The sequence below is a fragment of the Aquabacterium sp. A7-Y genome, assembly GCF_026153205.1.
Classification (GTDB): Bacteria; Pseudomonadota; Gammaproteobacteria; order Burkholderiales; family Burkholderiaceae_C; genus Caldimonas.
This window is the reverse complement of sequence record NZ_JAPFBW010000021.1, coordinates 63,135-75,814: the sequence shown is the minus strand read 5'-3', so window position 1 is coordinate 75,814 and position 12,680 is coordinate 63,135. Positions and strand designations below refer to the sequence as shown.

The following is a 12,680-nucleotide window of genomic DNA, read 5'->3' as shown; positions in this document are numbered from 1 at the left end:
CAAGACATGCGCTGGAAGTTGATCCGGCGGCGGCTGTCCATCAGCTCGCCGCGCATGACGGTGCGCAGCAGCCTGCCCTGGCCGCTGCGCTGGGTGGTGCTGGCGCTGATGCTCGGTTTTTCCGCGGCGCTGGCCCTGTGGGCCTTCGAACTGGGCAAGTCGCTGGCCGGCCTGGACCGCGGCAATCCCGAGGAACTGCGCCGGCTGCGCGCCGAGGTGGCGCAACTGCGCGAGGAGCGTGACAAGGCCCAGTCCATCGCCAACACCGCCGAGAGCCTGCTGACCGCCAAGCGGGTCGCCCAGGACCGCCTGGCGACGCAGGTGCGGGAGCTGGAGGCGGAAAACCTGGCCCTCAAGAACGACCTGGGCTTCTTCGAACGGCTGTTGCCGTCCAGCCGCCACCAGACACTGGCGGTGCGCTCCTTGCAGGCCGAGGCCACTGCACCGGGACAGCTGCGCTACCAGCTGCTGATGATGCAGAACGGCAAGACCCTGCCCGAATTCACCGGCCGTTACGAAGTCACGCTCACCGGGACCCTGGACGGCCAAGCTTGGAGCCTCGCCATGCCGGGCGGCGCGCGTCCTTTACAAGTGAAACAGTACCAGCGTGTGGAAGGTGTCATCGACTTCCCGGCTCAGGCCGTGGTAAAACAAGTTCAAGTTCGCGTTACCGATGCCGCAGGCACGTTACGTGCACAACAATCCATCAGTTTCAGCTCGTCCTGAGCGCCCAAGGCCGCCGCAGTGCGGCCGCCTCCAAGCAGGCAAGGCAGCCCGGGACGGCCCGCGTTGTTTCTCGAGAGCCGGCACGGCTCGACAGGCCGGCGCCTTTCAAGAGCGGCACGACCCTTCGGTCCAGCCGCCATTCAATCGTTGGAGAAACCACCATGTTCGGCAAGAAGAAACAGCCGCCCATACGCACGCTCATCGGCGAGGGCACCCGCATCGAAGGTCGTCTCGGGTTCAGCGAGGGCCTGCGCATCGACGGTGAGATCGTCGGCGACGTCGTCGCCTCCGGCGACGCAGGGAGCATCCTCGTGATCAGCGAAAAAGCCAGGGTCTCGGGCAAGGTCAAGGCCGGCCATGTCATCATCAACGGCACTGTTGAAGGCCCGGTGGAGTCCGACGACCTGCTGGAGCTGCAACCCAAGGCGCGCATCTTCGGCGATGTCTGCTACCACTCGCTCGAGATGCACCAGGGCGCCACCATCGAAGGCGAGGTGCATCCCTTGAAGCGCGAGTCGCAGGCCGCAACTAGTGCCGCTACCGCTACCGCCAACGCGCTGAAGCTGGCGTCGAACAACGGATAATTGCCGTTGTCGGCCCCAACGCCCCAGGAGAAAGTATGACCGCCGTCGCCGAGACCCTCGCCCCCGCCAACACCGATATCCCGCCCGCCCCCATCATCTTCACCGACAGCGCCGCGTCCAAGGTGAAGGAACTGGTCGAGGAAGAAGGCAACCCGGAGCTCAAGCTGCGCGTGTTCGTGCAGGGCGGCGGCTGCTCCGGCTTCCAGTACGGCTTCACCTTCGACGAGATCGTCAACGAGGACGACACTCAGATGCAGAAGAACGGCGTGACCCTGCTGATCGACGCGATGAGCCTGCAGTACCTCACCGGTGCCGAGATCGACTACAAGGAAGACCTCGAAGGGGCCCAGTTCGTGATCAAGAACCCCAACGCGACGACCACCTGCGGCTGCGGCTCGAGCTTCTCGACCTGAGCCTCGGCCGCCGCCGGCCTGCCCGCCAGAGCGAGCGCCGGCTGTCCGAAAAGCCGCCTGCGGGCGGCTTTGTCGTTTCCGGCCTCAGGCGGCGTACCACCCCCCCAACACCCGCGGCCCGCGAGCGCCGGTGACGCCCGGCAGATTGCCCGGCTCCAGGCTCAGTCGCTGCCGTGCCAGCCACGCGAAAGCGGCGGCCTCGACCTGCAGCGGCGGCAGCCCGCAGTGCGAGCTGTCGACCACCGCGACGCCGGGCAGTGAGGCCGCGAGCCGGCGCATCAGGTGGGTGTTCAAGGCCCCGCCGCCGCAGACGATGAGCTCGCGTGTGGTGGGCGCGTGGGCCTGCAGGTGTTGCGCACAGGCGGCTGCGGTGAACTCGCACAGCGTCGCCTGCACATCGACCGGCTCCGCGGGGTGCCGTGCCAGCCGCTGTTCCAGCCAGGCGGCATTAAAGAGGTCGCGGCCCGTGCTCTTGGGCGGCACGGCCTGCAACCAGGGTTCGGCCAGCAGGGCCGCCAGCAGTTCGGGCTGCACCCGGCCTTGCGCCGCCCAGGCGCCCCCGGCGTCGTAGTTCCGGCCGAGATGGCGGGCGCACCACAAGTCCATCAAGGCATTGCCCGGCCCGCAGTCGAAGCCGAGTGTGAGGCCGTCGGGCGCCAGCAGGGTCAGGTTGGAGATACCGCCGATGTTGAGGGCTGCCACCGCCGCCTGGGGCTTGCCGAAAACCGCCCGGTGGAAGGCCGGTACCAGCGGGGCGCCCTGCCCGCCAGCCGCGACGTCGCGGCTGCGGAAGTCGGACACCACCGCGATGCCGCTCAGCTCGGCGAGCAGCGAAGGGTTGTGCAGCTGCAGCGTGTAGCCGTGGCCGTCGAACTCCAGCGGCCGGTGACGCACCGTCTGGCCATGGGCGCCAATCGCGGCGATCTCGGTCGCCGCGCGACGGGTCTGCTGCAGCAGGCGTTGCACCACCTCGGCGTAGGCCTGCGCCAGCCGGTTGGCGGCCAGCGCGGCGCGGTGCAGCTCGTTGTCCCCCGGGCTGTTGAGGGACAGCAGCTGAGCGCGGAAATCGGCCTCGAAGGGCAGGGCGACATGGTCCAGCACCTGTATCGGCAGGGCCGGGTCGCCGAAGTCCGCGAGCACGCCGTCGACGCCGTCGAGCGAGGTGCCCGACATCAGTCCGATGTAGAGCTGGTTCATGGCCGCGATTGTGCCGGTCTTGCCGCCGCTAGCGCCTGACTGTCGTGCTTTGCGCCCCGGCGTCGCGTGACGAGCCGCCGACCCGCAAGGTGTAGCTGCCGGAAGGCACCCGCCAGCGGTGGGCCCCTGTGTCCCAAATCGCGAGGCGCTCGCGCGGGATGCGGATGACCACCTCTCGGCGCTCACCGGCGGCGAGCTTCACCTTCTGCCAGCCCACCAGCCGCTGCGGGGGCTCGCCCGCGCTCGCGGGCAGGCTGGCATACACCTGGGCCACCTCGGCGCCTTCGCGCGCGCCCGTGTTGGCCAGGGTGAAGCGCAGCTCCACGCCGCCGCGCCCATAGGCTGCGGCACTCAGCCCGGAGTAGGCGAACTGGGTGTAGGACAGACCGTGGCCGAAGGGAAACAGCGGGGTCAGGCCCCGGCTGTCGAACCAGCGGTAGCCCATTGCCAGGCCTTCGCGGTAGACCACGTCCAGCTCGGTCGAGGAGATGACCGGCTGCGGCAAGTCGCTCTCGCCGCGCGGAAATGTCAGCGGCAGCTTGCCGGAGGGGTTGACCGCCCCGAGCAAGACATCCGCGATGGCCTCGCCGCCCTTCACGCCCGGGTACCAGGCCTGCAGCACCGCGGGGACCGCGTCCAGCCAGGGCATGGTGAGCGCGGTCCCGGTCTGCAGCACGAGGACGGTACGCGGGTTGCGCGCCGCGACCGCGCGGATCAGCGCCTCCTGGTCGTAGGGGTGGTTGGTCGGGTCCGTGGTCGGGCCCGGCAAGGCGAGCGAGGCCAGGTCGACCTGCTCGCTGGTCCATTGCGAGGCGAACACGATCGCGAGGTCGGCGGCAGCCGCCGCTTCGGCCGCAGCCGCGGCGTTGCGGCCGTCCAGGTAGCGCAGCTGTGCCTGGGGCAAGCGCTCACGCAGCGCGTGCAGCGGCGCCGACGGGTAGTAGGTCGCGCAGGCGCGGAACAGCGCCTCCGGCCCAGGCTGCCTCTCCGGCTCGGTGCACGGGACCGGATCGATGCCGTCGGGTGGCGGCACCCGGGCCGATCCCCCCCCGGAGATCACCCCCGCATCGGCATGCGCGCCGACCACGAGCACCGAACGCAGTGCCGCGGGCTGCAGCGGCAGCAGCGGCGTACTGCCCGCAGCCGGCGCGTCGTTTTTCAGCAGCACCATCGCCTCGGTCGCGATCTGGTGGGCCAGCCTGTGCCCGGCCTCCCGGTCGATGGGCTGGCGCGGGCCGGGCGGCCGGTCCATCAGGCCGATGCGGTAGAGCGTGCGCAGCTTGCGCAGCACCATGTCGTCCAGCCGGTCTGCCGGCACCCGGCCGTCCTGCACGGCGGCTTTCAGGCGCTGGTTGAAGAAGGTCTGCACGCCGTAGCTGCCCACGAAGTCGTTGAGCGAACCGGGTTGCTCCTCGTCGAGGCCGGCCAGGGCAGCGCGCTCGGTGTCGGTCACGGCAAGCACCCAGTCGCTCTGCACCACACCCGGGTAGCCCCAGTCCTGCTTGAGCACGGTCTCGATCAGGTAGGGGCTTTCGCAGGACTTCAGGCCGTTGACCAGGTTGTAGGCGCACATCACGTTGCCCGGCCGTCCCTCCTTGACAGCGATCTCGAAGGCCAGCAGCTCCAGCTCGCGCATCGTGCGCTCGTCAACCACCGAGTTGGAGCTGAAGCGCCGCGTTTCCTGGTGGTTGAAGCCCAGGTGCTTGATGGTCGCCACCACCTGTTCCTGCTGGGTCGCGGCGGTGCGCCGGGCCGCCAGCACGCCGGCCAGCACCGGATCCTCGCCCATGTATTCGAAGGTGCGGCCGTTGCGCGGCTCGCGGGCCAGGTTGATGCCGGTGCCCAGCCCCACCGCGATGCCCAGGGCCCGCAGCTCCTGGCCAATCAGGCGGCCGTAGGCTTCGGCGAGGTCGGCGTCCCAGGTGGCGGCCAGTGCGATCGGCGCGGGCAGCGGCGTCGCCCCTGAACCGGCGAGATTGATGCCGCTGGCGCTGTCGACGTAGCGCAGGTCCGGGATGCCGAGGCGGGGAATGCCGGGGATCAGGCCGGCTCCTTCCGGCACCTCGCCGACGCCGTGCACCAGCTGGATCTTCTCGTCGAGGCTCAGCTGCGTCAGCAGTTCCCGCGCGCGCCGCTCGGAGGGGTCGGGCGGCGGGCCACCGCTGGTGCAGCCGGCCAGCAGGGCGGCAAGGAGCACAGCGGCGCCTCGACGGCGGCGTGTGGTGAGGGCTGGTGCCACCGAAGCCGGGGTGAGCGCGGCGGCGGGGCGGACCGATGCGGGGGCGGGCGGGCGGACACAACAAGACATGGGAGCTCCGAATCTGGACCTGGAGGGGCGCCATCAACGAAGCGGCTGGGCGGGCCACCGCAACGCCGGTCGCGCGCGTGCACGGTCAGGGTGCACGCAGCGCCCGGCAGGGACAAGCCGTGACTATCGCCAGGGAAGGGTCGGAGCGGGACAACAACAAGCGGCCGGCGAACACCGGCGCCAAGGGCCGCCAAGCGGCGGCCCGCCGGGCAGCAGGGCGCTGCCCGGCGCGGGGACATCGCTCAGTCGGCGCTGGCGACGCTGGTGCCCGCAGCCGCGGCGGCCAGCTGGGTTTTCATCGCGCCGGCGTGCACCATGAACATCGGGCGTGCGGCGGCGGGGATGGTCACGGCTTCCGAGGCGCGGGCGATCTGCAGCGGATCGACGTGTTCGCCGCCTTGGCGGAACTCGAAGTGCAGGTGCGGTCCGGTGGCCCAGCCGGTGGCGCCCACGGCGCCGATGTACTGGCCCTGCGCCACCATCTGGCCCTTGCGCACGCCGATGCGGCTCAGGTGCGCGTAGACGGTGACGCGCTCGCCGCGGTGCTTGATGTAGACCACGTTGCCGTAGCCGTTCTGCACGCCGGCGAACTCGACCACACCTTCGCCGACGGTGCGCACGGCGGTGCCGGTCGGCGCCCCGTAGTCGACGCCCAGGTGGCGGCGCCAGGTCTTGTGCACCGGGTGGAAGCGCATCGCGAAGCCCGAGGTCACACGCGAGAACTCCATCGGCGAGGCGAGGAAAGCGCGGCGCATGCTCTGGCCCTTGAAGTCGAAGTAGGCGCCCTTGGTGCCGGGCGCCTGATACCAGACCGCCTCGTAGGTCTTGCCGCCGTTGCGGAACTCGGCGGCCAGCACGCGGCCCGCCGCCTGGTTCCAGGTGATGGGCTCGCCGTCGGCCTCCAGCGCCTCGAAGAGCACGCTGAAGTGGTCGCCCCGGCGCAGGTCGTGGGCGAAGTCGATCTCGTTGGCGAACATCTCGGCCAGCTGGCTGGCCACCGTGTCAGGCAGGCGGGCTTCGTCGGTGGCGGCGAACAGCGAGGTGCGGATCGTGCCACTGCCCAGGCGCACCTGCGAGCTCAGCGGGGCCTGCTCGGTGCGGGCGCGGAAGCCCAGCGGGTCGCGGATCACCGTGAGGCGGGTGAAATGGGTGTTGAAACGCGCTGGGTCCTCGGCGGGGTAGCGGGCGATCAGCTCGCGCAGCTGCCCACGCTCGCCCGTGACCACCTGCACCATCTTGCCGGGCCGGCCCTGCAGGAGCTTGCGAGCGACCGCGTCGCTGCGCAGGAAGGCGGCGGCCTCGACATCGCTGACGTTGAGGCGGCTCAGCAGCGAGTCGACCGTGTCACTGCTGCGGGTCAGGTCGCTGCGGGTGAGTTCCAGCAGGTACTGGTCAAGCGCCTCGACCTGCGCGTCAAGCGCGACAGGCAGCACCTCTTCGGCGATGGTGCGGCTGGCCAGCGGGGGCACGTCGGTTGCTGTGAAAGGAGCAACACCGAAAGCCGTGATGCCCGTGCCGAGCAGCAGGCTGACCACGCCCGCGACAATGCCGCGACGGTGGTGGTGTGCCCATGCGGTCGCGTGGTCGAAGCCACGCTCCAGAGTCTCCAACGCTTTCAATTTCTTCTGTCTTTCAGGGGCAGACGGCAGGGTCACGAGGACCGCGCGGTCTGCCCGCAGTGTAGAACGGACCCCTCAGCGCAGCGGGCGGCAACAACGAAGCCGTCCACTAGAATGCCGAGGCACCAAGCTGGGGGTGAAAGTGCGGCAAAGTATAGCAACCGCACTTTCCAGCTCCCCGTCTGAAATAACCCGTATATCGCTTACTTCTGAAACGTTTGCCGTGGCCCACCCCATGTCTGCAACTGTGACAAGCACCGACAAAACACCGCACGAGGCGCCGGCCCCTGTCACGAGACACCCGATCACCGACAAAGTTCGCGCGGCCCTGTCAATTTCTTTGCGGGGTTGCGACGAACTGTTGCCCGAGGCGGAGTGGTTGAGCAAACTCGCACGGTCAGAAGCAACAGGCATGCCATTGCGGATCAAGCTGGGCCTGGATCCGACGGCTCCTGACATCCATATCGGGCACACCGTGGTGCTCAATAAGATGCGCCAGCTTCAGGACCTGGGCCATACGGTGATATTTCTCATCGGCGACTTCACGTCGACGATCGGCGACCCCTCCGGCCGAAACACCACCCGCCCGCCGCTGACCGCCGAGCAGATCAAGGCGAATGCCGAGACGTATTACCGCCAGGCCAGCCTGGTGCTCGACCGGGACCGCACCGAGATTCGCTACAACTCCGAATGGAGCGATCCGCTGGGGGCGCGCGGCATGATCCAGTTGGCCGCCAAATACACCGTGGCCCGCATGATGGAACGCGACGATTTCACCAAGCGTTTCAAGGCCGGAACCCCGATTTCCGTGCACGAATTCCTATACCCGCTGATGCAGGGCTACGACTCGGTGGCGCTGAACAGCGACCTGGAGCTCGGTGGCACCGACCAGAAGTTCAACCTGCTGATGGGCCGCCACCTGCAGCAGGAGTACGGCCAGGAACCTCAGTGCATCCTCACGATGCCGCTGCTGGTGGGCCTGGACGGTGTCGAGAAGATGTCCAAGTCCAAGGGCAACTACATCGGCATCACCGAGCCGGCCAACGAGATGTTCGGCAAGCTGATGAGCATCTCGGACGAGCTGATGTGGCGCTACTACGAGCTGCTGAGCTTCCGCTCGCTGGAGGAGATCGCCCGGCTCAAGGCCGAGTGCGAGGCCGGCCGCAACCCGCGCGACGCCAAGGTGATGCTGGCCCAGGAGATCGTGACCCGTTTCCACAGCGCCGCAGCGGCGGAGCAGGCGCTCGCCGACTTCAACAACCGGGCCCGCGGCGGCATCCCGGACGACATCCCCGAGGTGACGCTGGGCGGCGCGCCGCTGGGCATCGGGGCGCTGCTCAAGCAGGCCGGCCTCGCGCCCTCGGGCGCCGAGGCCAACCGCCTGATCGAGCAGGGCGGCGTGAAGATCGACGGTGCCACGGTCAGCGACCGCGGTCTGAAGGTGGACGCCGGCACCTTTGTCATCCAGGTCGGCAAGCGCAAGTTCGCGAAGGTGACGCTGGCCTGAGGCCGGCGTGAGGCCGGCATGTCGGTCTCCGGTTACCTGAAGCTGTCCATCGTCGCGGCCTTCGCGACGATCGCGCTGAAGACCGGCGCCTGGTGGTTCACCGGCTCGGTCGGCCTGCTGTCCGACGCGATGGAGAGTTTCGTCAACCTGGCTGCCGCAGTGTTCGCGCTCGCCATGGTGACCGTCGCGCGCGCCCCGGCCGACCGCGACCACCCCTACGGCCACAGCAAGGCCGAGTATTTCTCCAGCGGCTTCGAAGGGCTGCTGATCCTCGGCGCGGCGCTGGCGATCGTCTGGGCGGCCCTGGATCGCCTGCTCGAGCCTCAGCCGCTGCAGGCCCTGGGTCTCGGGGCCGTGCTGTCGCTGCTCAGCTCGGCCATCAACGGGGCGGTGGCCTGGCTGCTGCTGCGCGCGGCGCGCAGCTACGACTCGATCGCGCTGGAGGCCGACGGCCGCCACCTGCTGACCGACGTCTGGACCTCCGTCGGCGTGGTGCTGGGCCTGCTGCTGGTGCCGGTCACCGGCGCGCTCTGGCTCGACCCGGTGCTGGCGATCGCGGTGGCGCTCAACATCGCACGCGAGGCGCTGGGTCTGCTGCGCCGCTCCATCGACGGGCTGATGGACCGGGCGCTGAACGAAGCCGACCGGCAGCAGATCGAGGTCGCACTGGCTGGCTTGGCGCAGCCGGAGGTGCGATTCGACGACCTGCGCACCCGGCGCGCCGCCGGGGCCAAGTTCTGCGAGCTGCACATGCATGTGCCGGGCTCATGGCGGCTGGACACGGCCGCCGCCCACCGCATGGAGGTGGAGGCCGCGCTGATGCAGGCCGTGCGCGGCCTGCATGTCACCATCGAACTGCTGCCCAGCCATGTCGAGCCCTTGGGTCGGGCCCGTGTGAATCAGGAAGGGGAGGTCTGATGCTGGCGGTGATCCAGAGAGTGAGCGAAGCCCGTGTCCTCGTCGCGGGGCGGACCGTCGGCGAGATCGGCGCCGGCCTGCTGGTGTTGGTCTGCGCCGAGGTGGGCGACAGCGAGGCCCAGGCCGACCGCCTGCTCGACAAGCTGCTCAAGCTGCGCGTTTTCGGCGACGCCGACGGCAAGATGAACCAGAGCGTGTGCGACGTCGGCGGCGGCCTGCTGTTGGTGTCGCAGTTCACGCTGGCGGCCGACGTCTCGGGCGGCAACCGGCCCAGCTTCACCCAGGCGGCGCCGCCCGCCGAGGGGCGCCGGCTCTACGACCACCTGCTGGGCCGGGCGCGCGAGCGGCATCCTCAGGTTGCCGCCGGCGAGTTCGGCGCCGACATGAAGGTCCATCTCGTCAATGACGGGCCGGTCACGATCCCGCTGCGCTTCGCGCCGCCGGCCTAGGGCCTGTTCACACTGCGGCGGGTTGTGCGTTGCGACCCAAAGGGCCGCAACCTGGAGGGAGGGGGTCGTGCCCGGGCGCAGCGCGTCGTTGGACTCCTCGCCCAGACGTCCAGTCTGGGCAGCGTCGTCCGCCTAGCTCTGCGCCCGGGCAGACCCCTCGCACAACCCGCCGTAGTGTGAACAGACCCTATAAAAAAAGCCGCCCGGCCTGGCGGCGGGGCGGCCGGCCTGCGGCGGGCGCAGGCAGCAGCTCTGGCGAGGCTCAGTCGGCGTACTGGCCGGCCGCCTTGATGACCGGGCTCCACTTGTTGATTTCGGCCTCGACGAACTTCTTGTGCTCGGCCGGGTTCATGCGGCCGTCGGTCACGATCACGGCGCCCAGCGCTTCCTGGCGCTTGATGAACTCGGGGTCCTTCAGCGCGGCCTTGAGCGCACCGTTCAGCTTGTCGAGCACGGGCTTGGGCGTGCCCTTGGGCGCGTACAGGCCGTGCCAGATGGCGACCTGGAAGCCCTTCAGTCCGGACTCGTCCAGCGTCGGCAGGTTCTTCAGCGAGTCGGTGGTCAGGCGCTTGGGGCTGGTCACGGCATAGGCCTTGACCTTGCCGCCGACGATCTGCGGCGTGGTGTTGGTGGTCTGGTCACACATCAGGTCGACCTGGCCGCCGATCAGGTCGGTCATGGCCGGACCGGTGCCCTTGTACGGCACGGTGACCATGTCGATCTTCACGGTGGACATGTAGAGCAGGCCGCACAGGTGCGAGGCCGATCCCAGGCCGGCATTGGCCATGTTGATCTTGCCCTTGTTGTCGTTGATCCACTTGTTCAGCTCGGCGTAGTTGCCGGCCGGCAGGGTGGAACGGGCGATCAGGGTCATCGGCACTTCGTTGACCAGGCCGAGGTACTCGAAGTCGTCGAGCGTCTTGTACTGCAGGTTGCGGTACAGCGACGGGGCGGTCGCCATCGCGATGTGCGCGAGCAGCAGCGTGTAGCCGTCGTTGGAGGCCTTGGCCACCTTGGTCTGGCCCAGGGTGCCGCCGGCGCCGCCGACGTTCTCGATGATGATCTGGCCGCCCAGGGGTTTGCGCATCGCCTCGGCCAGGTCGCGCGCGACCTTGTCGGTCGGGCCGCCGGCGGCGAAGGGCACGACAAAAGTCACCGGCTTGGTGGGGTAGTCCTGCGCGATGGCGCCGGTCACAGCAAAGACGGCGGCAGCCGCCATCAGCAAGCGTTTCATGGGGGTCTCCTGGTCAGGTGGACGACAAGCTCGAAAACGCCGTGATGCTAGAGGGCCGGGACCGCTTCTGCATCACGGAAACTACGTAAAGGGGTGTTACCGAGCGGGGCCTGGCGACGCGTTGCGCGCGAACGTCGCGTCGAGGCGCAGGAGTGTGTCAAAACAGGCGGCCGGCCGCGCGTCAGTCGTGGCGCCGCATGTCCTCGATCAGCCGGCCGTCGGCCGGCAGCGTGCCGGGCGCCAGCAGCTCCACCTCGCCTCGCAGCCGGGTGAGCTCGCGCAGGGTGTCGCCCAAGGCCTGTGCCGTGGCGGCGTCGCCGCTGCCGGCCGCCAGCTCGACGCGCAGGGTCATGCAGTCCTGTCCCGGCGCGCCGCTCACCACCAGCCGGGCGCGCGCCACTTCGGGGTGGCGGCGCAGCAGTTCGTCGAGCTGGGCGGCGTGCACGAACATGCCGCGCACCTTGGCGCTCTGGTCGGCCCGGCCCAGCCAGCCCTTGAGGCGGGTGTTGGTGCGGCCGGTGGGGCAGGGGCCGGGCAAGACGGCCGACAGGTCGCCGGTCGCGAAGCGGATCAGCGGGTAGTCGCGGTTGAGTGTCGTGACGACCACCTCCCCGATGTGTCCCTCGGCCACCGGTTCGCCGCTGCCGGGCGCGAGGATCTCCAGGATCAGTGTTTCGTCCAGCACCAGGCCCTCGCGGGCCGACGTTTCGTAGGCCACCAACCCGAGGTCGGCGGTCGCGTAACACTGAAAAGACACGATGCCGCGTGTGCCGAACCAGTCGCGCAGTGCCGCCGGGCAGGCTTCACCCGACACCAGCGCCTTGCTGAGGCCCCGCAGCGGCTGGCCCTGCGCCTCGGCGCGGTCGAGCAGGATTTTCAGGAAGCCGGGCGTGCCGACATAGGCTTGCGGGCGCAGCTCGTGCATGGCCTGCAGTTGCAGCTCGGTCTGGCCGGTGCCGCCGGGAAACACCGCGCAGCCGAGTGCCAGCGCCCCGCCTTCCATCATCGAGCCGGCCGGCGTGAGGTGGTAGCTGAAGCTGTTGTGCACCAGGTCGCCGGCACGAACGCCCGCTGCATGCAGGGCCCGGGCAGCGCGCCAGTAGTCCGGGGCCGCGCCTTCCGGCTCGTAGAGCGGCCCGGGCGACTGGAACACCCGGCGTACGCCGCGGCCGGCTCCCATGCCGCGCCAGCCGACCGTGGCATGGCCGCCGAAGGCATCGTGGCTGCGGCGCGCCTGCTGGCGTTGCAGCAACTCGTGTTTGCGCGTCACCGGCAGCTCGCGCAGCGCCTCGCGTGTCGTGACCTCGCGGGCGTCGACACCGGCCAGCAGCTCGGCGTAGGCGGCCGTGTGGGCCTGCGCGTGCGCGACCTGCTCGGCCAGCGCGCGCATCAGCGCCGCCTCCCGCTCCTGCGGATCACGGCCTTCGAGGCTGTCGTAGTGCTCCGGCGGCTGCTGGCTCATTCCTCGCTCCAGTTCGCCAGCCGGCGTTTCACCTCGTCGATGAACTGCCGCACCTGGGCCGCGTCGGCGAGGACGCGCCGCTCCCACTCGGGCGAGCGGTCCGGGCGGCGCACCAGCGCCGCCCGCAGGGTCTCGCCCTCCTGCGCCAGCTCGACCACCGGCCGGCCCCCCAGTTCGAAGCTGCCGCCGCGCTCCTGCAGCGGCCGGCAGTCGCGCAGCGTGCGTCTGAGCTGCACCAGGGCCTCGGCGGCGTTGAAGGGGGG

Annotated in this window: 12 protein-coding genes; 6 read left to right on the top strand and 6 right to left on the bottom strand. The window is 69.6% G+C overall.

The window, feature by feature from the left end; genetic code table 11:
- The first annotated feature begins 6 nt into the window (after positions 1–6).
- The 3 genes from OOT46_RS18970 to erpA all read left to right on the top strand — a co-directional run bounded on the left by OOT46_RS18970 (position 7) and on the right by erpA (position 1,723).
- Positions 7–726: a DUF6776 family protein gene (locus OOT46_RS18970; protein WP_265405195.1), complete on the top strand. Its 720-nt coding sequence runs from the start codon at positions 7–9 to the stop codon at positions 724–726.
- Positions 727–887: 161 nt separating this feature from the next.
- The gene (locus OOT46_RS18965; protein ID WP_265405194.1) at positions 888–1,310 is read left to right on the top strand and encodes a bactofilin family protein; all 423 of its coding nucleotides are present in this window, start codon (positions 888–890) and stop codon (positions 1,308–1,310) included.
- A 35-nt stretch (positions 1,311–1,345) separates the two neighbouring features.
- Positions 1,346–1,723, top strand: a complete 378-nt coding sequence (erpA, locus tag OOT46_RS18960; protein ID WP_265405193.1) for an iron-sulfur cluster insertion protein ErpA — start codon at positions 1,346–1,348, stop codon at positions 1,721–1,723.
- A gap of 84 nt (positions 1,724–1,807) precedes the next feature.
- Here erpA and OOT46_RS18955 read toward each other — a convergent pair whose 3' ends face one another.
- From OOT46_RS18955 to OOT46_RS18945, 3 genes are all read right to left on the bottom strand, one after another.
- Positions 1,808–2,920 carry an anhydro-N-acetylmuramic acid kinase gene (locus OOT46_RS18955; RefSeq protein WP_265405192.1) on the bottom strand — a complete coding sequence of 371 codons (1,113 nt, stop codon included), beginning with the start codon at positions 2,918–2,920 and terminating at the stop codon, positions 1,808–1,810.
- Between the two features lie 28 nt (positions 2,921–2,948).
- Positions 2,949–5,117: a beta-glucosidase family protein gene (locus OOT46_RS18950; protein ID WP_265405191.1), complete on the bottom strand. Its 2,169-nt coding sequence runs from the start codon at positions 5,115–5,117 to the stop codon at positions 2,949–2,951.
- 353 nt (positions 5,118–5,470) lie between these two features.
- The gene (locus tag OOT46_RS18945; RefSeq protein ID WP_265405190.1) at positions 5,471–6,847 is read right to left on the bottom strand and encodes a M23 family metallopeptidase; all 1,377 of its coding nucleotides are present in this window, start codon (positions 6,845–6,847) and stop codon (positions 5,471–5,473) included.
- Between the two features lie 235 nt (positions 6,848–7,082).
- On the opposite strand from OOT46_RS18945, the gene tyrS reads away from it, so the two are divergent.
- Genes tyrS through dtd form a run of 3 tightly spaced genes read left to right on the top strand, consistent with a single transcriptional unit; the run spans position 7,083 to position 9,721 of the window.
- Entirely contained in the window at positions 7,083–8,354 is a 1,272-nt protein-coding gene (gene tyrS, locus OOT46_RS18940) for a tyrosine--tRNA ligase (protein ID WP_265405189.1), read from the top strand.
- An 18-nt stretch (positions 8,355–8,372) separates the two neighbouring features.
- Positions 8,373–9,272 (top strand): cation diffusion facilitator family transporter, encoded by a 900-nt coding sequence (locus tag OOT46_RS18935; RefSeq protein WP_265405188.1) that lies wholly within the window; start codon positions 8,373–8,375, stop codon positions 9,270–9,272.
- Positions 9,272–9,721, top strand: a complete 450-nt coding sequence (dtd, locus tag OOT46_RS18930; RefSeq protein ID WP_265405187.1) for a D-aminoacyl-tRNA deacylase — start codon at positions 9,272–9,274, stop codon at positions 9,719–9,721. Before OOT46_RS18935 ends, dtd begins: the two co-directional genes overlap by 1 nt.
- Positions 9,722–9,983: 262 nt before the next feature.
- On the opposite strand, the gene OOT46_RS18925 is transcribed toward dtd, so the two are convergent.
- The 3 genes from OOT46_RS18925 to OOT46_RS18915 form a co-directional block, all read right to left on the bottom strand.
- Positions 9,984–10,955 (bottom strand): tripartite tricarboxylate transporter substrate binding protein BugD, encoded by a 972-nt coding sequence (locus OOT46_RS18925; RefSeq protein ID WP_265405186.1) that lies wholly within the window; start codon positions 10,953–10,955, stop codon positions 9,984–9,986.
- A gap of 181 nt (positions 10,956–11,136) precedes the next feature.
- Positions 11,137–12,417, bottom strand: coding sequence for a phenylacetate--CoA ligase family protein (locus OOT46_RS18920; protein ID WP_265405185.1), 1,281 nt, complete (start codon positions 12,415–12,417; stop codon positions 11,137–11,139).
- On the bottom strand, positions 12,414–12,653 hold the full coding sequence (locus tag OOT46_RS18915) for a hypothetical protein (protein WP_265405184.1): 240 nt from the start codon (positions 12,651–12,653) through the stop codon (positions 12,414–12,416). Before OOT46_RS18915 ends, OOT46_RS18920 begins: the two co-directional genes overlap by 4 nt.
- Positions 12,654–12,680: the final 27 nt, after the last annotated feature.